Source organism: Myxococcus dinghuensis (assembly GCF_024198235.1).
Taxonomy (GTDB): domain Bacteria; phylum Myxococcota; class Myxococcia; order Myxococcales; family Myxococcaceae; genus Myxococcus; species Myxococcus dinghuensis.
Map to the genome: position 1 here is coordinate 125,330 of NZ_JAKCFB010000024.1, position 16,140 is coordinate 141,469.

14 protein-coding genes are annotated in these 16,140 nt (G+C 71.2%); 7 read left to right on the forward strand and 7 right to left on the reverse strand.

Annotated elements, in window-relative coordinates; genetic code table 11:
- Positions 1 to 27 precede the first annotated feature (27 nt).
- Complete coding sequence (locus LZ198_RS27680) at positions 28 to 1,005, reverse strand: NADP-dependent oxidoreductase (RefSeq protein ID WP_253975080.1); 978 nt, start codon at positions 1,003 to 1,005, stop codon at positions 28 to 30.
- Between the two features lie 223 nt (positions 1,006 to 1,228).
- Between LZ198_RS27680 and LZ198_RS27685 the strand changes: the two genes are divergently transcribed.
- Positions 1,229 to 1,699: a hypothetical protein gene (locus LZ198_RS27685; protein ID WP_253975081.1), complete on the forward strand. Its 471-nt coding sequence runs from the start codon at positions 1,229 to 1,231 to the stop codon at positions 1,697 to 1,699.
- A 21-nt stretch (positions 1,700 to 1,720) separates the two neighbouring features.
- Here LZ198_RS27685 and LZ198_RS27690 read toward each other — a convergent pair whose 3' ends face one another.
- The 3 genes from LZ198_RS27690 to LZ198_RS27700 form a co-directional block, all read right to left on the reverse strand.
- A complete protein-coding gene (locus tag LZ198_RS27690; RefSeq protein WP_253975082.1) occupies positions 1,721 to 3,574 on the reverse strand; it encodes a hypothetical protein in 1,854 nt (617 codons plus the stop codon).
- 126 nt (positions 3,575 to 3,700) lie between these two features.
- Positions 3,701 to 4,228, reverse strand: coding sequence for a lipocalin-like domain-containing protein (locus LZ198_RS27695; RefSeq protein ID WP_253975083.1), 528 nt, complete (start codon positions 4,226 to 4,228; stop codon positions 3,701 to 3,703).
- Positions 4,229 to 4,242: 14 nt separating this feature from the next.
- Positions 4,243 to 4,941 carry an SDR family oxidoreductase gene (locus LZ198_RS27700; protein WP_253975084.1) on the reverse strand — a complete coding sequence of 233 codons (699 nt, stop codon included), beginning with the start codon at positions 4,939 to 4,941 and terminating at the stop codon, positions 4,243 to 4,245.
- 136 nt (positions 4,942 to 5,077) lie between these two features.
- Here LZ198_RS27700 and LZ198_RS27705 point away from each other — a divergent pair, with 136 nt between their 5' ends.
- Entirely contained in the window at positions 5,078 to 5,689 is a 612-nt protein-coding gene (locus LZ198_RS27705; protein WP_253975085.1) for a CGNR zinc finger domain-containing protein, read from the forward strand.
- 189 nt (positions 5,690 to 5,878) lie between these two features.
- Here the strand turns inward: LZ198_RS27705 and LZ198_RS27710 are convergent, their stop codons facing one another.
- Positions 5,879 to 6,784: a LysR family transcriptional regulator gene (locus LZ198_RS27710; protein WP_253975086.1), complete on the reverse strand. Its 906-nt coding sequence runs from the start codon at positions 6,782 to 6,784 to the stop codon at positions 5,879 to 5,881.
- Between the two features lie 231 nt (positions 6,785 to 7,015).
- Here LZ198_RS27710 and LZ198_RS27715 point away from each other — a divergent pair, with 231 nt between their 5' ends.
- Positions 7,016 to 8,005, forward strand: coding sequence for an aldo/keto reductase (locus LZ198_RS27715; protein WP_253975087.1), 990 nt, complete (start codon positions 7,016 to 7,018; stop codon positions 8,003 to 8,005).
- Positions 8,006 to 8,048: 43 nt separating this feature from the next.
- Here the strand turns inward: LZ198_RS27715 and LZ198_RS27720 are convergent, their stop codons facing one another.
- Together LZ198_RS27720 and LZ198_RS27725 are read right to left on the reverse strand one after the other, a co-directional pair.
- The gene (locus LZ198_RS27720; protein ID WP_253975088.1) at positions 8,049 to 9,365 is read right to left on the reverse strand and encodes a S41 family peptidase; all 1,317 of its coding nucleotides are present in this window, start codon (positions 9,363 to 9,365) and stop codon (positions 8,049 to 8,051) included.
- A gap of 251 nt (positions 9,366 to 9,616) precedes the next feature.
- Positions 9,617 to 9,910, reverse strand: coding sequence for a hypothetical protein (locus tag LZ198_RS27725; RefSeq protein WP_253975089.1), 294 nt, complete (start codon positions 9,908 to 9,910; stop codon positions 9,617 to 9,619).
- Positions 9,911 to 10,080: 170 nt separating this feature from the next.
- Here LZ198_RS27725 and LZ198_RS27730 point away from each other — a divergent pair, with 170 nt between their 5' ends.
- From LZ198_RS27730 to LZ198_RS43275, 4 genes are all read left to right on the forward strand, one after another.
- Positions 10,081 to 11,166: an ATP-binding protein gene (locus LZ198_RS27730; protein ID WP_253975090.1), complete on the forward strand. Its 1,086-nt coding sequence runs from the start codon at positions 10,081 to 10,083 to the stop codon at positions 11,164 to 11,166.
- The gene (locus LZ198_RS27735) at positions 11,166 to 13,478 is read left to right on the forward strand and encodes a DUF5682 family protein (RefSeq protein WP_253975091.1); all 2,313 of its coding nucleotides are present in this window, start codon (positions 11,166 to 11,168) and stop codon (positions 13,476 to 13,478) included. The genes LZ198_RS27730 and LZ198_RS27735 overlap by 1 nt, the downstream gene beginning before the upstream one ends.
- Positions 13,475 to 14,686, forward strand: coding sequence for a VWA domain-containing protein (locus tag LZ198_RS27740; protein WP_253975092.1), 1,212 nt, complete (start codon positions 13,475 to 13,477; stop codon positions 14,684 to 14,686). Before LZ198_RS27735 ends, LZ198_RS27740 begins: the two co-directional genes overlap by 4 nt.
- On the forward strand, positions 14,679 to 16,140 hold a 1,462-nt coding region (locus tag LZ198_RS43275; RefSeq protein ID WP_267145489.1), incomplete at its 3' end, for an SWIM zinc finger family protein. The genes LZ198_RS27740 and LZ198_RS43275, both read left to right, overlap by 8 nt.

The window sequence follows — 16,140 nt, forward strand, 5'->3', positions numbered from 1 at the left end:
CGGTGACACCCAGGACGGCAGCGGGCGTCAGTGGATGCGCAGCGCCAGCTTGCCCAGGTGGTGCTTGCCCACGGCCTCGTGCGCCTGGCTCGCGTCATCCAGGCGGAAGACCTTCGACACCTCGACGTGGAACGGGCCGGCCTCGATGAGCTTGTTGAGGCGCGCCTGCGCGTCGGCGTTCGGCTCGCCGTTGTAGGCGGAGACGCGGACGCCGTCGGCGCCCTTGGGCTCCGGCAACACGCCGTTCGGGTGGGCGATGTGGCCGCCCTTCTTCACGAGCGCCAGCACCTTGTCGCGCTCGCCGCCGCCGCCCGCGAGCACCAGCGCCGCGTCCAGCCCGTCCGGCGCGAACTCGCGCACCGCCTTCACCACGTCGTCCGAGCGCCCGTCCACGGCCTTGTCCGCGCCGATGCGCTTCGCCAGCTCCACGCCGTCCTTGCCGGACGCCACCGCGAGCACCTTCGCGCCCAGCCGCTTGGCGAACTGCACCGCCAGGTGGCCCACGCCGCCGCTGGCGCCGTACACCAGGAGCTTCGTGCCCTCGCGGACCTTCAGCGTGTCATCCACGCCCTCGAGCGCCGTGAGGCCGTCCGCCGCCAGCACGCCCGCCTGCTCCTCGCTCAACCCCTTGGGCACGGGCGATACGTAGTCCGCCTTCACCACGACGTACTCGGCGTAGAAGCCGCCCTTGTCGTTGAGGAAGCCGAAGGCATACACCTTGTCGCCCTCCTTGAAGCGGTCCACGCCCTCCCCCACCGCGGCGATGGTGCCGGAGCCGTCCGAGCCGAGCACGTAGGGGAAGGACGCCTTGGTCCCCTTGTAGCTCTCCATCTCGCCCTCGCGCTCGGACGGGTCCCACTGGCCCACGCCGGCCGTCTTCACCCGGATGAGGACCTCGCCCTTGCCCACCTTCGGCACGGGCAGCGTCTTCATGGCGATGACCTCCGGCCCGCCGAAGCGGTCGATGGCGGCGGCCTTCATCTGCGTCGGAATGGATGAGCTCATGGTGACTCCTCGCGCGCGGGCAGGGGACCCGCGGCAGACAGGGTTTCATCGCAGGCTGGACACGGGCCGCTCGGGATTGCAGTGCCCGGCCGAAGCCCCGGACCAGGGCCCGCCCTCACGCCCGCCACGGGGGCAACCAGGACCCGCGCATCCAAACGAGCGCCACTCACGTACAGTCGCAACTCCTCGACGTCGAACCACCGCCTCCGGGGTCCCCTCCACCATGTCGAAGCCCACCTCTCCGCGCCGCCTCGTGCCGGTCCTCGCCCTGCTGCTCGCCTCCACCGCCGTCAGCGCCTCCGAGCCCGCCGTCACCCTGGGCGGCGTGGTGATGCGCGTCTTCGACCGGAAGAAGGGCGACATCGTCACGCCCGACGAGGCCTCCGACCCCTATGGCATGAACGTGGACGCGCTCCTGCTCGTGCGGGTCCAGGGCACGTACGAGGGCGACAAGCCGCTGAAGCTCACCCTCACCGCGAGCGCCGCCAAGGAGGAGACCGAGGCCGGCTCCCGCCGCGCGTGGAAGGTGACCCAGACGCGGGAGCTGTACGCGCTGCCCGAGGGCGGCGTCGCCCAGGTGCCCTTCGTCCTGCCCTACCAGTGCGCCGGCACCGTCAAGGTCGTCGCCACGCTCACCGGCCCTGGCATCAAGGACACCCGGAAGCTCGACACCGCGTTCCCCTGCGCGGAGTGAGGGCGCGGGGCCTGGGCCCCATCACCGCCGTTTGCCGGGTTTCTGCGGGGCCTTCGTCTTGCCGCCCTTGCCGGCCGACTTCTTGTCCCGCCCCTTCTTCTTGTTGGAGGGGCGCTTGTCGGGCGCGGGCTCGTCGTCGCCGTGGCCACTTTGGTCCTCGTCGGACTCCTGCCGCTTCGACTCGCTGGAGCTGGAGGCCGGACCGCTCCGCGCGGCCGCCTCGCCAGCGGCGTAGCCCTCGGCGCCACCGTCGTGCGCTCCATCCACGTCGCCGAACCCCTCCCCCGTCTGCTCCGGAATCACGGGCGTGGGGACGTCCAGGCTGGAGGCCTCGGCGTTCTCAGGGAGCTCCCAGGCCGCGTCCTCCCAGCCCCGCTTCCACGCGTTGGCGTAGGACGCCCTCCAGGCCTCGACATACTCGACACGCGTGTGGGCGAGCTGGGTCGCGCGCTGCCTCGCCTCCGCGATGAGGTAGGCGCCGTCCGTCCTCGCCTGCAGGGCCGAGTAGTGGTCCGGGATGAAGGGGATGTCCTCCGGGCCCGGGGCGGGAGGAGACTCGATGAGCCCGGTGTGCTCGCCGACCACGTCCTGATAGGCCTCCTCGTAATAGCGGAGGTAGTCCTGGGTGAATTGGGCCTCGTAGGCCTTCCGGTCGTCCGTGTCCTCCAGCCCCGTCACCGCGGCATGGGGGATTTCGCTCAGCACGAGCTCCCGGTTGCGCAGGACGGTCTCGTTGGCGCGATCCGTCTCCCAGGGGAGGTCATGGGGAACGACGTCCTGCCCCACCAGGGCCGCCAGCTCCGCCGCGCGGAAGGGCGCATCCTTGTAGTGGTGGAGGATGTTGGCCGCGGGCACCCGGGCCAGGTCGAACTCCACCTCGCCATAGCCGCTGAAGCCCACGCCGTGGTTGGAGGTGATGTCGCCGGGCGTGGAGCGGGCCGACAGGAGCTTGCCCACGCCCTTGCGGGTCTGGAGGAAGGACAGCAGCCTGGGGTCGTCGGGGATGGCGTCCAGCTCCGTGTTCGCGTGGCGGTTGAGCCACTCCAGGTCGCTCACCCGCCCCGCTTCGACGTTCCGCACCCGCTCCTCCGGCGCGCCCGTGCTGGCGTCGAAGTTGTAACCGAGCCGCCCCTCCGTGCGGCGTCCCGCGTTGAGCGGCCGCAGGGGCCGACCTTCCTTGAGCGCCTTGCGCTCGGGCGGGGTGATGCCGCGCCAGGCCTTGCGCCGGAGCATGCTCCCGCGGACCCGCACGTAGTCAGTGTCGCTGAGCCCCTCCAGCGTGTGTTTCTTGTAGACGTTGGCGAGGCCGTTGGCGGCGGGAGCCACGAGCGAATACGCCGCGTCCCCCTCGAGGATGTTGGCCACGGGCACGCCCTGGAAGGAGATGGCGCCGTCGTCCGCGACGGCGAAGCCCTCGATGTCCGCCAGACGCTCCGTCAGCCCCTGGGGGGTGAGCTCGGCGGCCCTCAGCGCGTCGGAGTAGGCCGTCTGGGCGTCGCGATCCCCTTCATGGCCCGCGAAGGCTCCCGCGGCGGCCACCTTGAGGTCCTGGATCTCCGCCTTGTATGCCGCGTGGACCTGGCGCAGGTGCTGGTGCCCCTCCGAGTCGCGCGCCGCGTCCTCCACGCGGAGCCCGAACTTCGCGCCCCCGACGCGCTGGATGGGGGCGTCCGGCGCGCGGCTGCCCAGGCTCGCCGCCCGCTTCGCCTGCGCCACCACGCGAGGCCCCTGATTGAGCCGCTCCCCCAACGCCTGCAAGGCCGCCACCCGGGGATGACTGGACGGAGCCGACGACGCTCCGCTCCCGGTCCGCTGCGCACCCTGTCCGGAGTGCTCGCCGCCGGGCCCGTCGCGTCGTTGCTCGAAGCTCTTCACGCCCCCTCCTCGCGCAGAGGGAGCAAGTGTGGCACGGGGGGCCGACATCACACGGGCAGGGCGATAGGACAACCGGCCATCGCCTCGAGGTTCCTCGGGTTGCGCGTCCCGTCCCAATCCACGCGGCTACTTCGCGCGTCTCCACTTCACCTCGCCGAGGGTCCCCGCCCCACCGGTCGTCGGCGCGGGGACGACGTATTTCAGCGCGTCGTCCGTCAGCGTGAAGGTGCGCCGCTGCTCCGTTCCCTCCCAGTTCGGGAACGAGGCGTGGTCGATGTGGAAGGTGAGCGTGCGCTCCCTCTCGTTCACCGAGTACCGGCCGAAGTGCGAGTTGGTTCCCCGCACGGTGGCCTGGTTCTCCTCCGGTGTTCCCTGGTTCTTGTCGCTGGACGCGAACCGGGCCCGACCCGCACGGAGGATGTGGAGGGAGTAGCGCCCCTGGCCATCGAACATGAGGAGGCCCTGGGGCTCCGCACCGTAGAGCTGCACCCGCGTCCCATCCGGAAGCACGTTGTCGACCAGGACGAGCGTCCAGGTCCCCACGAGCTGTTCCGCGAGGGACTTCTCCCGGGCATCCACCGGACGAGAGACGAGGAGGGCCGCCAGGAGCAGCAAGGACCCGGCCGTGAATACGCACCCATGGTTTCGCTTCATCGCGTCGCTCCCGCTCACATCAGCACCCCACCGCCGTCCACGGAGAGGACGGTGCCGGTGAGGAAGGGGTTGGTCATGGCGAAGAGGGTGGCGGCGGCCAGGTCCTCCGTCTTCCCCACGCGGCGGGCGGGGGCTTTGTTGGCGTAGTCCGTGAAGAGCTTCTCGCGGGCCTCGGCGCCGAGCCGGTCCCAGAAGGAGCCGGAGTCCACCACGCCCGGAGAGATGGCGTTGAGCCGCACCGGCGCGAGCTCCACGGCCATGGCCTTGGTGAAGGCTTCGAGCCCGCCATTGACCAGGCTGGTGATGGAGGTGCCCACGGCGGGCTTCCAGGCACGGAAGCCAGAGAAGAAGGTGAAGGAGCCCTCCGGGGAGATTCGCGGCGAGGCGTGCTTCACCAGGAAGATCGGCGCCCAGAGCTTGGCGGCGAAGGCCCGCTCGATGGACGCGGCGCCCAGCCCGGTGAGGGGCCCGGCAGCGCCCTGACTCACGGTGCTCACCAGGTGGTCGAAGGGGCCCACCGCCTCGCAGAACGCCGCCACCTCCGCTTCCACGGAGGCGTCCAGGACACGCACCTCGCGGGGGCCCGTCATCGACTCCGCGGTGGCCTCCAGCGCCTCCCGCCTGCGGCCCGCCAACACCACGCGAGCGCCCGCCTCCGACGCGGCCCTGGCCACGCCCCTGCCGATGCCCGAGCCAGCCCCGACGACAATCACCTTCCTGCCTTCCAACCGCATAGGTGTGCCTCCTCGATGGATGGGATTCAGTAACCGCCTGAACAGGTTACTGGCGAAGTCATGCTCGCATTTTCGTAACCTGTCAACCCGGTTTCATGCTTTCCTATGGGACGTCATGGCCCCCAGGAAGAAACAGACACCGGAGCAGCCCGTGGCGCCGGCCGGCGAGCTGCGGGACGGGTTCAAGTTCCGCTCGGGCCGGCTGTGCCTGGACCTGCCTGCGTCCCTGGCCGCGCGGCTGAAGGCCGAGCCGAAGGACCTGCTGGAGACGCCGCACGACCTGGGCCGCTGGTTGGTCGCCGCCGGGCTGGTGGCGAAGAATCCGGAGCCCACCGGCGAGGAGCTGCGACAGGCGCGCGAGCTTCGCGAGGCCCTCTACCAACTGGCGGTGGCTCGCTTGCGCAACGAGGGCCTGGACTCCAAGGCCCGGGCGGTGGTGAACCGGTGGGCGGCGGAGCCTCCTCCCGTGCTTCAACTGAGCCCCGAGGGGCAGACGTGGACGCGTGGCGGCGTGCACTCCCTGTTGGCGGCCGTGGCGAGGGACGGCGTGGAGCTGCTGGGGGGCCCGCTGGCGGAGCGCATCCGCAACTGCGAGGGAGAGGGCTGCGCGCTCCTCTTCGTGGACACCTCGCGCTCCGGACTGCGGCGCTGGTGCTCCATGTCGGGCTGCGGCAACAAGGCGAAGGTGGAGGAGTTCCGCCGACGTCAGCGGGGAGAGGGCGGATAGTGCGGCGCCGGTTCGAAGGGAGCCCCCTGCTGATGGCCGGGGTCCCCCTCGCAGGCAAAGACAGACACGGCGAGCTGCCTGGTGGCGACCCCGAGCTCCCCTGGTGACGCGCGACACGAAGCTCCGGGCGCCCTCCTTGCGCGCGGAGCGTTCACGTCCGAGACGTGAGGTGCTCACCCGCCGGCGTCGTCACGCCTCCTTCGCGGCCAGCTCCCGGGCGGCCTCCACGAAGAGGCGCAGCGGCACGGAGCGCTGCGCTCGGCTGGGGTAGTAGAGGAAGAAGCCGGGGACGGTGGGCGCGTAGTCCTCCAGCACGCGCTGGAGCCGCCCGTCGCGGAGCCGTGCCTCCACCACCGGCTCCAGCGCGTACGCGAGCCCCAGGCCCTGCTCCGCGAGCGTCACGCTCAACCCGTTGTCGTTGGTCACCACGCCTCCGCGCACCGGCACCCGCCACGTCCGCCGTCCCCGCTCCAGCTCCCAGGCGTAGAGCGCGCCGGTCGACAACATGCGGAAGGTGATGCACTCGTGGTCCAGCAGGTCCTCCGGACGCCGGGGGAGGCCGTGCCGCGCGAGGTACTCCGGCGCGCCCACCACCACGAAGCGGAACGGGTCGCTGAGCCGCACCCGCACCATGTCGCGCTCGATGGCCTCGGTCAGCCGGACCCCGGCGTCGTAGCCCTCCGCCACGATGTCCACGAAGCGGTCCTCGATGACGACCTCCACCTCGATTCGCGGGTGGCGCTCCCGGAAGGTGGGCAGCACCGGCGTGATGACGTAGGGCACCGCCCGCCTCGGGACCGACAGCCGGAGCTTCCCCACCGGCTCGCCGGGCCGCGCGGAGACCTCCGTCAGCGTGGTGGACACCTGCCCCAGCGCCGGCCCCACCCCCTCCACCACGCGGCGACCGGTGTCCGTCAACGACACGCTGCGCGTGGTGCGGGTGAGCAGCACCACGCCGAGCTGCTTCTCCAACTGCCGGACCGCGTGACTCACCGCGGGCGTGGTGACGCCGAGTTCACGCGCCGCGCCGCTGAAGCTCCTCAGGCGCGCCACGGCGAGGAACACCTGGAGCTGGGGCAACAGCGCCGTCTTCATCGCGAGTGTTCCTCCGTGACGGGAGCGACGCGGGACGAACTCCCGCTCCGTCGCCACCATTCAACCGGCCTCGTGGCACGGGGTGCATCATGAAACCGTGTTTAACAGCCTGTTGGCATCCCGACGCGTGGTCCGCGGCCGGACTGGAACGTACGTTTCGAGGCGTAGGTCATGCGTCAGGACCCCCAACGTCGCCCGCGCCCGCCGCGCGAGCAGGCAGGAGAGCACACCATGCAGAAACGTCGACTCGGGAAGAGCCCCCTGGAGGTGTCCGCCATCGGCTTCGGCTGCATGGGCATCAGCTTCGGTTACGGGCCCGCGATGGAGCGCAAGGACGCCATCGCGCTGCTGCGGGGTGCCTACGAGCGCGGGGTCACCTTCTTCGACACCGCCGAGGCCTATGGCCCCTACGCCAACGAGGAGCTGGTGGGCGAGGCGCTCGCCCCCTTCCGCGACCAGGTCGTCATCGCCACCAAGTTCGGCTTCCGCTTCGACGAGAACGGCAAGCAGGTGGGCAGCGACAGCCGTCCGGAGAACATCCGGCGTGTCGCCGAGGCGGCGCTCGGGCGGCTGAAGACCGACCACATCGACCTCCTCTACCAGCACCGCGTGGACCCGGACGTGCCCATCGAGGACGTGGCCGGCACCGTCAAGGAGCTCATCCAGCAGGGCAAGGTGCGCCACTTCGGCCTCTCGGAGGCCGGCGTGAGGACGATTCGCCGCGCGCACGCGGTGCAGCCCGTCACCGCGCTGCAGAGCGAATACTCGCTGTGGTTCCGCAGGCCGGAGACGGACGTGCTGCCGACCCTGGAGGAGCTGGGCATCGGCTTCGTCCCCTTCAGCCCGCTGGGCAGGGGGTTCCTCACCGGGAAGATCGACGAGAAGACCTCGTTCGCCCAGGACGACTTCCGCAACCTCGTCCCGCGCTTCACCGCGGAGGCGCGCCGGGCCAATCAGCGGTTCGTGGACTTCCTCGCGGAGGTGGCGAAGCAGAAGAACGCCACGCCCGCGCAGGTGTCACTCGCGTGGCTGCTCGCGCAGAAGCCGTGGATCGTCCCCATCCCCGGCACGACGAAGCCGCACCGGCTGGAGGAGAACCTCGGAGCGGCGGAGGTCGTCCTGACGCGCGAGGACCTCCAGCGCATCGACGAGGCCGCCGCGAGCATCCCCGTGCAGGGGGAGCGCTACCCGGAGGCGCTGGAGAAGCGCACGGGGCTCTGACCTGGACGCGCGGCCACGACGAGGGGCTTGCCCTGGCGCGGCTTCAGCCCCCCGTGCGCGCGAGCCGGAGCGCCTCTTGGAGGATGCGGTCCGAGCCCGCGACCAGGCTCGCCGCGTCCAGGGCGACCTCCACGTCCGGAGGGACTCCGATCCGCTCGTACACCTCACCGTCGGGGGCTTGGTAGATTTCGGGCGACAACCAGAAGGTCCAGCCGTTGGGCATCTGCCGGGTGAGGATGTCTGACTGCGCCCCCATCGTCCGGTCGCCGACGATGGTCACCTGAGGCAGGCCACTCATCGCCAGGGTGAAGTTCTCCGCGGCGCTCGCGGTAGCGCCACTGGTGAGCAGGTAGACCGGCTTCAGGAACTGGCGGGGACCCGCCGGGGCGATGCGGTATGCCCTCAGCGGCGTATGGCCGTCCCCGTCGCGGGTCTTCTTGGAGAAGCCGATTCGCTCGACGTCGGTGAAGCGGCTCGCGAGGGCCAGGGAGATGGCGTCGTAGCCTCCTGGATTGAAGCGCACGTCGATGATGAGGGCATCCTTGTCGGACAGCGCCTCCAGCGCTTCGTCCAGGGCACGGCCAGCCGCCTCCGCGTTGCCCGCCGCGCCATCCGTCGGATGGGGGCTGAACTGGTCCATCCGGGTCACGAAGATGTAGCCGACGCGCTCGTCGAGCGACTGATACGCCATCCGGTTCTCCGCGGTCACCGTGACGCCGGGCCCCGCGAGCAGGCGCTCGAAGATGTAGTTCGTGATTTCGGCGCGGTGGGCCTCGAAGTCCGCGGGGTACGCCTTGGGCTGGAAACGCCGCGTTCCCCCGATGAGCCCGATGTGGCCATCGGTGAGGGGCGCGAGGCTCTCGGACAGGATGGCGAAGAGCTCGTCATCCGTCGTGCCGTCCGAGACACGCGCCCGGAAGCGCTCGTACCGGGCTTGCCAGTCGACACCGTAGAGGTCGAAGAGGGCGTATTGCTCGGCGAACGTGCGCCAGAACACCTCGAAGTTGAACACCGGGTCGTTCGAGGGAGCCGGCGCCCGGGTGCAGACCTCCGGAAGCCGCGTCCGATGTCCCGTGATGTGGAGGGTTCCACCGTCCTCGATCAACAGCTTGTCGTTCGCCAACCGGAAGTTCAGCCCCGCGGCGCGAAGACTCCCGTCCTCCAGCGGGCCGGAGGTGAACAGCAGGCAGCTCACGGTCGTGAGCTCATGGAGGGCGACCGTGTCACCCTCGAAGCGCACGACGAAGCCATAGCCATCGGTGGTCCAGACTCCCTCCAGGGTCGGCTCGGGGTCGGCGTCACCACAACCACTCAGCGACAGGAGCAGCGCCAGCGACCAGTACCAGGAACGACACGACATTGAGGCCTCGACGAAATGACGGGTGCGCCCCCTGAACACCGATCAAACGCCATCGTGTTACCGCAGTCGTTCTTTTTTCGGGATGACGACGACGAGGCGCTCCCGGACCTGGGATACGGCCCCGGACTTGCCAACTCCCTCCTGGAATTCTCAGTGAGCGCACTTCGAGCCGAAGGACGTGGGTGCTGGCGGGTCGGGCGGTGACGACCACTTCACCCAAGTCGACGCCTGGCTGCACGTGCGACACCGGCTCAGCGCGGGCCCGCCGCCATGAACGGCGCGGCCACGACCGCGAGCAGGAACAGCAGGGGCGGCGACACGACCAGCCACAGCGGGTGCTTCGACAACTGCTGCCGCGTCAGCAACCACACCAGCCCGAAGGCGGGGATGACCGCGCCCAACGCGCCCCCGATGAAGAGCATCGAGATGGGATTGCCATCATCCAGACCCCGCTCGATGCCCTGGAGGGCACGGACGTAGAACGCGAGCAGCAAGGCCCCACTCCCGCCGACCACCCCGTACAACGACTTCTCGGCGATGTTCATGATGGCACCAGACTATACAAACATCGGCTGTCTGTCATTTCACCCTCCGGTGACGGGTCGCCCCAATCCCTCACCTGTCGGGAGAGGACTCCCGAGGTAGGTGGCGCGGAGGGTGGCCCGGAGGACCCCTCGGATTGCCGGATGTCAGACGCGGCGGATAGCGTTCGCACATGCCGGACATCCGCCTACCCGCCGAAGCGAAGTTCAAGAACGAGTTGCAGGCCCTCGCCGCGCACGACGACAAGCCCCGGCCACCCGGCTGGGCCCTGTCTCCCCGCGCGGTGGAGACCTACATCCTGGGCAGCGCCAAGCCCGTGGGTGGGGTCGCGATCTCTCCCAAGTATGTGGGCGACAAGGGGCTGGTGCAGGTGTGCATCGCCACGCTCGCGTCGGACCGGGCGCTGATGCTGGCGGGTGAGCCCGGCACCGCGAAGAGCTGGCTCTCCGAGCACCTGTCCGCCGCCATCAGCGGCACCTCCGCCCTCATCGTCCAGGGCACGGCCGGCACCAGCGAGGACCACCTCAAGTACTCGTGGAACTACGCGCTGCTGCTCGCCAAGGGGCCCACGCCGGAGGCGCTGGTGCCCTCCCCCGTGCTGCGCGCCATGCGGGCCGGCAAGTTCGCCCGCTTCGAGGAGGTGACGCGCACCTCGCCCGAAATCCAGGACACGCTCATCTCCCTCCTGTCGGAGAAGCAGATCTCCATCCCGGAGCTGGGCGAGGTGGTCAGCGCGCAGCGGGGCTTCAACCTCATCGCCACGGCGAACACCCGGGACCGGGGCGTCAACGAGATGAGCGCCGCGCTCAAGCGCCGCTTCAACTTCGTCACCGTGCCCGTGGTGGAGGACCTGGAGCAGGAGATCCAGATCGTCACCCGCCGCGAGGCGGAGCTGCGCAATGACTATCAAGTCGGCGTGCCGCCGCCGGCCGAGCTGTCCCGGATGCTGCTGACGCTGTTCCAGGAGCTGCGCCAGGGCGTGACGAAGGATGGACAGACGAAGGTGCGCACGCCCAACGCGGTGCTGTCCACGGCGGAGGCCATCAGCGTGCTGTTCAACAGCTCCATCCTCGCGGAGCAGTTCGGCGGCGGCGCGGTGACGGCGAAGGAGCTGGCCGCCTCGCTGATGGGGGCGGTGGTGAAGGAGCAGGAGGGGGACGTGAAGGCGCTGCGCGAGTACATGGAGACCGTGGCCAAGGAGCGGCCCGGCGCGTGGAAGGAGCTGTACACCGCCAGCAAGAAGCTCCTGAGGGGCTGATGGACTTCGACCTGCTCGGCCGGGTCCACCTGTTCCCGGTGCGCCACCACTCGCCGCGCACGACGCGGGTGCTCGTCCCGTGGCTCGCGCGCGTGGCGCCGGAGGTGGTCCTCATCGAGGGCCCGTGCGACGCCACCGCCCTCATGGACGTGCTGTGCGACGCGGAGACGAAGCCGCCCGTCGCCATCCTCGGCTACCGCACGGACGACACGCCGGGCTCGGCGATGTGGCCCTTCGCGGACTATTCGCCCGAGTACGCGGCGCTGCGCTGGGCGCGCAGCCACGGCGCCACCCCGCGGTTCATCGACCTCCCCACCGGCGTCAGCCTGGCGCTGGGCGCGCGCGAGGAGGAGGTGCCCCCGCCGCTGGAGAGCGACGCGGTGGCCCCCGTCGCCGACGAGGACGAGGACGAGGAGCCGCTGACGGAGCGGCTCGCGCGCGAGCAGGGCTACCGCTCGTTCGAGGAGCTGTGGGAGGCGATGTTCGAGGCGCCGGACTGGACGCCGGAGGGCTTCCGCCCCGTGCTGCTCGCGTGGGCGGACCTGCTCAACACGGGGCCCCGGCGCGACTACCACCGCTGGCGCGACGCCTTCATGGCGCGCCAGGTGCTGGAGGTGGTGGCCAGCGGCGTCGCCCCGGAGCGCATCGCCGTGGTGGCGGGCGCCGCGCACGTGGCCGCGTTCGTGGCCCGGGACGTGGACCCGGCGCTGGAGGCGCGGCTCCCCGCGGCCGTCCCCAGCGCGGTGACGTTGATTCCCTACAGCTTCCCGCGCTTGTCGGAGCAGTGGGGGTACGGGGCGGGCAACCGCGCGCCGCACTTCTACCAGAAGGCCCACGAGGCCTCGTGCGACTTCCGGCGCGCGACGCTGGAGGTGCTGCTCGACTTCTCCGCGCACCTGCGCCTGCGCGGCTTCACCGCGACGCTGGCGGACGTGCTGGAGGCGTACCGGCTGGCGCTGACGCTGACCGACCTGCGGGAGAAGAGCGCGCCGGGCGTGGACGAGCTGCGCGAGGCGACGGTGGCCACGCTGTGCCGGGGAGACGCCACGCACGTGGACGCCTTCCTGTGGCGCAGCGCCGTCGGGCACCAGGTGGGCCGGGTGGCGAGCCGCATCGGGAAGAACTCGCTGCAGGCGGAGTTCTGGCGGGAGGTGGACGCGCGCCGGCTGCCCCGGACGGACAGCCCGGAGACGTTCTCCCTGCGGCTGAACAACGAGGTGGAGGTGGGCAGCTCGGTGTTCCTGCACCGGCTGCGCGTGGCGGGCATCCCCTACGCGGCGCTCACCGGCGCGGGGCAGCAGAAGCTCAAGCCCCACGAGGCGGGAGGCCACGCCGCGCTCTCCCGGGTGCGGGAGACGTGGGAGGCGCAGTGGACGCCGTCCACGGACGTCGCGCTGGTGGAGGACATCATCCTCGGTGACTCGCTGGAGGCGGTGACGACGCGCGTGCTCCAGGAGCGGCTGGACGCCACGCGCACCACGGCGGGCTCCGCGGAGGTGCTGCTGGAGGCGGTGACGACCAGTTGCCCGCTGACCATCGCCGCGGCCCTGCGCGTCTGCGACACGCACGCCTCCACGGACGTGGACCTGCCCTCGCTGGCCCAGGCGGCGCGCGCCCTGTCCGGGCTGGTGGCCTACGGCACGTCCCGCGCCCACGCGGACGCGGGCGACGAGGCGGTGGCGCGGCTGTGCAAGAAGACCTTCTCCCGCGCGCTGCTGCGGCTGCGCGAGGCGTGTGACTGCGCGCCGGACGCGGTGGCGGGCGTGCTGGAGGCGCTGCGCACGCTGCACGAGGTGGCGCTGGCGCAGCCCGGGGTCGACAAGGCCGGCTGGCTGACGGAGGCGCGCTGGCTGATGGCGAGCGACACCGTGCACCCGGCCGCGTCCGGCCTGTGCGCGGGGCTGCTGTACCTGGCCCAGGAGCTGACGGAGGCGGAGGTGGCGCGCGAGGTGCGCCAGCGGGTGTCGCCCGCGACGAACCCGGAGACGGGGGCCTCGTGGCTGGAGGGCTTCCTGCGGGTCAACGCCCTGGTGCTGGTGAAGAACCGCGAGGTGGTGGTGGCGCTGGACGCGTTCCTCGCGGCCATGGAGCCGGAGCGCTTCCGTCAGACCCTCCCGGTATTGAGGAGGGCACTGAGCACGCTGGGTCACACCGAGCGCCGCTACCTGATGGAGAACGTGGTGGGGGCGCGAAAGCTCACGGCGCAAGGCGGGGCGGCGAAGGCGGTGCTCGCGGAGAAGGACAAGGCGAAGCTCAAGGACATGAGCGCGGAGCTGGGCAAGGCGCTCGACGACCTGGACGACCTGCTATGACCGTCGACCCGAAGACGCTGCCACGTGAGGACCGGGAGGCGCTGCTGCGCTGGCGGCTGGCGCTGGGCCCGGAGGCGGAGAAGAGCGGCGCGTGCCCGTCCCTGGGGGCGCTCGCGGACATGGCGGGCACCGTGGGCCTGGGCGCGGACGCCCTGGCCGAATTGGATGGCGCGCTGTCGTTCGTCTACGGCGACCCGCGCGGAGGCCGCGGCGGCTCGCAGCCGCGCATCCCCCAGTGGCTGGCCGCGCTGCGCGACTTCTTCCAGGAGGACGTGGTGGCCCTGGTGCAGAAGGACGCCATCGAGCGCCGCGACCTCACCCAGTTGTTGTTCGAGCCGGAGACGCTGCCGTTCCTCGAGAAGAACGTGGAGCTGGTGACGACGCTGGTGAGCGCGCGCAACCTCATCCCGGACCAGGCGAAGGACATCGCCCGGCAGATCGTCCGAGAGGTGGTGGAGGAGCTGCGCAAGAAGCTGGAGTCCACCGTCCGCATGGCCGTCTTCGGCGCGCTGCGGCGGGACATGACGAGCCCGCTGCCCATCGCGCGCAACATCGACTGGAAGCGCACCATCCGCCACAACCTGAAGGGCTGGGACGCCGCGAACCAGCGGCTGGTACCCGAGCGCTTCTACTTCTGGCCCAACCAGCAGAAGCGCCACGAGTGGGACGTGACGCTGGTGGTGGACCAGTCCGGCTCCATGGCGGAGAGCGTGGTGTACAGCTCCGTGATGGCGGCCATCTTCGCGTCGCTCAACGTGCTGCGCACGCGGCTGGTGCTGTTCGACACCGAGGTCGTGGACATGACGCCCGTGCTGGCGGACCCGGTGGAGGTGCTGTTCTCCGCGCAGCTGGGCGGAGGCACGGACATCCACCGCGCGGTGGCCTACGCCATGGAGCACCACGTGGACCGCCCGGAGAAGACGCTCTTCCTGCTCGTCACCGACCTGTTCGAGGGCGGCGACGCGGGGCAGCTCGTCGCCCGGCTGCGCCAACTGGTGGAGTCCCACGCGAAGGTGCTGTGCCTGCTGGCGCTGTCGGACAGCGGGACGCCCTCGTACGACCAGGGGCTGGCGCAGCAGCTCACCGCGCTGGGCATCCCCTGCTTCGGGTGTACGCCGCGCAAGCTGGTGGAGGTGGTGGAGCGGGTGATGCGCCACCAGGACCTGTCCTCGCTCGTCGAGTCCACGCGGGAGAAGCACCATGGTTGAGGTCCAGCGGCTCAAGCCCGGCATCGGGGCGATGACGGAGATCATCAGCGACCGCGACGAGCTGACCAAGGGCGCGCAGCTCTTCGACGGCAAGCAACTGTCGAACCTGGCGCGCTTCGAGAACAAGCTCTTCGCGGACGCGTCCGGCTCCGGGGCGACGCCGTACAAGGTGTCGCTCGTCTTCGGCGAGGCGCGCGAGGTGAAGGCGCGCTGCTCGTGCATGGCGGCGCGCTCCCGGCCCTTCTGCAAGCACGCCGCGGCGCTGCTGGTGGCCTGGTCGCGCACGCCCGACGCCTTCGTCACCGCGGACGCGCCCCCCGCGGGCGCGGCGGGCCCGGCCAGGAAGAGCGTGAAGAAGGGCAAGACGGACGCGGCGGACCTGATGCGCGCGGGCGTGGAGCAGGTGTCCACGCTGGTGCGGGAGCTGGGCCTGTCGGGCGTGGCGTCGCTGGCGGCGGACCGGCCGGAGCAGGTGCGCGCGCTGGGCGAGGCGCTGCGCGCCAACGGGCTGCGCCGGCTGGCGGCGCGCACGGTGGAGGTGGCGGGGCTGCTGGAGCAGGCCGTGGCGCGCACCGGCGCCTTCGAGCCCCCCGTCTTCACGGACCTGGTGGCGGACATGCTGCTGACCGCGCGCAAGGTGGAGAAGCACCTGGGCGGCGAGGCGCTGGAGGACCGCTACGTCGAGGAGCTCATCGGCAAGACGTGGACGAAGAAGGACCGGGCGCCCGCCGGCCCGCTGACGCTGCTGGAGTACGCCTTCACCTCGCGCGTCACCCCGGACGACTTCCTGGTGCGCGAGAGCCGCTTCCTGGAGCTGGGCTCCGGCCGGCACTACGCGGAGAAGCAAATCCTCCCCGCCTTCCTCAAGCGCGTGGAGCCCAAGCGCAGCCACGCGGGCCTGGTGCTGGTGGAGGCCCGGGGCGGGCAATACCCCGGCTTCGCGCCGCACCGGCTCGACCTGGAGGGAGAGCTGGCGTCGAAGCCGCTGGACGCGGACGCGCTGGACCGGCTGGTGGAGACGGCGCTGCCGGACGTGGGCGCGGCGCTCACGGCCTTCCAGGAGCACCGCAAGGACGTCTTCGCGCCGGAGCGGCTGCCCGTGGCGGTGCGGGCGCGGACGATGGTGGCCAGCGGCCAGCGCTCGCAGTGGGTGGACGACGACGGGCGGGGCGTGTTCCTGCCGGCGGACCCGGCCCTGGAGGAGCCGCTGGCGGCGGCGCTGGAGGGCGCGCGGCTGCGCGTGGTGCTGGGGGACCTGGGCCTGGAGGCGGCGCTGCCCACGCTGTTCCCGCTCGCGGTGGTGGTGGAGACGGAGGAGGGGCTGGAGCTGCGGGGCCTGGGGCTGACGGCGCCGGAGGACGAGGCGAAGCGGGGGCGGCGGCGCGCGCGCCCCGCGGCTCCGACGGCGGTGGCGGTGCCCCGGGGCGGCTGGTCGGAGGCGGCGCGCGCGGCGG

Excerpts from the sequence above, each read along its gene's own strand:
- LZ198_RS27680 (WP_253975080.1), bottom strand. The coding sequence starts at position 1,005 with ATGAGCTCATCCATTCCGACGCAGATGAAGGCCGCCGCCATCGACCGC.
- LZ198_RS27685 (WP_253975081.1), top strand. The coding sequence starts at position 1,229 with ATGTCGAAGCCCACCTCTCCGCGCCGCCTCGTGCCGGTCCTCGCCCTG.
- LZ198_RS27695 (WP_253975083.1), bottom strand. The coding sequence starts at position 4,228 with ATGAAGCGAAACCATGGGTGCGTATTCACGGCCGGGTCCTTGCTGCTC.
- LZ198_RS27705 (WP_253975085.1), top strand. The coding sequence starts at position 5,078 with ATGGCCCCCAGGAAGAAACAGACACCGGAGCAGCCCGTGGCGCCGGCC.
- LZ198_RS27710 (WP_253975086.1), bottom strand. The coding sequence starts at position 6,784 with ATGAAGACGGCGCTGTTGCCCCAGCTCCAGGTGTTCCTCGCCGTGGCG.
- LZ198_RS27715 (WP_253975087.1), top strand. The coding sequence starts at position 7,016 with ATGCAGAAACGTCGACTCGGGAAGAGCCCCCTGGAGGTGTCCGCCATC.
- LZ198_RS27720 (WP_253975088.1), bottom strand. The coding sequence starts at position 9,365 with ATGTCGTGTCGTTCCTGGTACTGGTCGCTGGCGCTGCTCCTGTCGCTG.
- LZ198_RS27725 (WP_253975089.1), bottom strand. The coding sequence starts at position 9,910 with ATGAACATCGCCGAGAAGTCGTTGTACGGGGTGGTCGGCGGGAGTGGG.
- LZ198_RS27730 (WP_253975090.1), top strand. The coding sequence starts at position 10,081 with ATGCCGGACATCCGCCTACCCGCCGAAGCGAAGTTCAAGAACGAGTTG.
- LZ198_RS27735 (WP_253975091.1), top strand. The coding sequence starts at position 11,166 with ATGGACTTCGACCTGCTCGGCCGGGTCCACCTGTTCCCGGTGCGCCAC.
- LZ198_RS27740 (WP_253975092.1), top strand. The coding sequence starts at position 13,475 with ATGACCGTCGACCCGAAGACGCTGCCACGTGAGGACCGGGAGGCGCTG.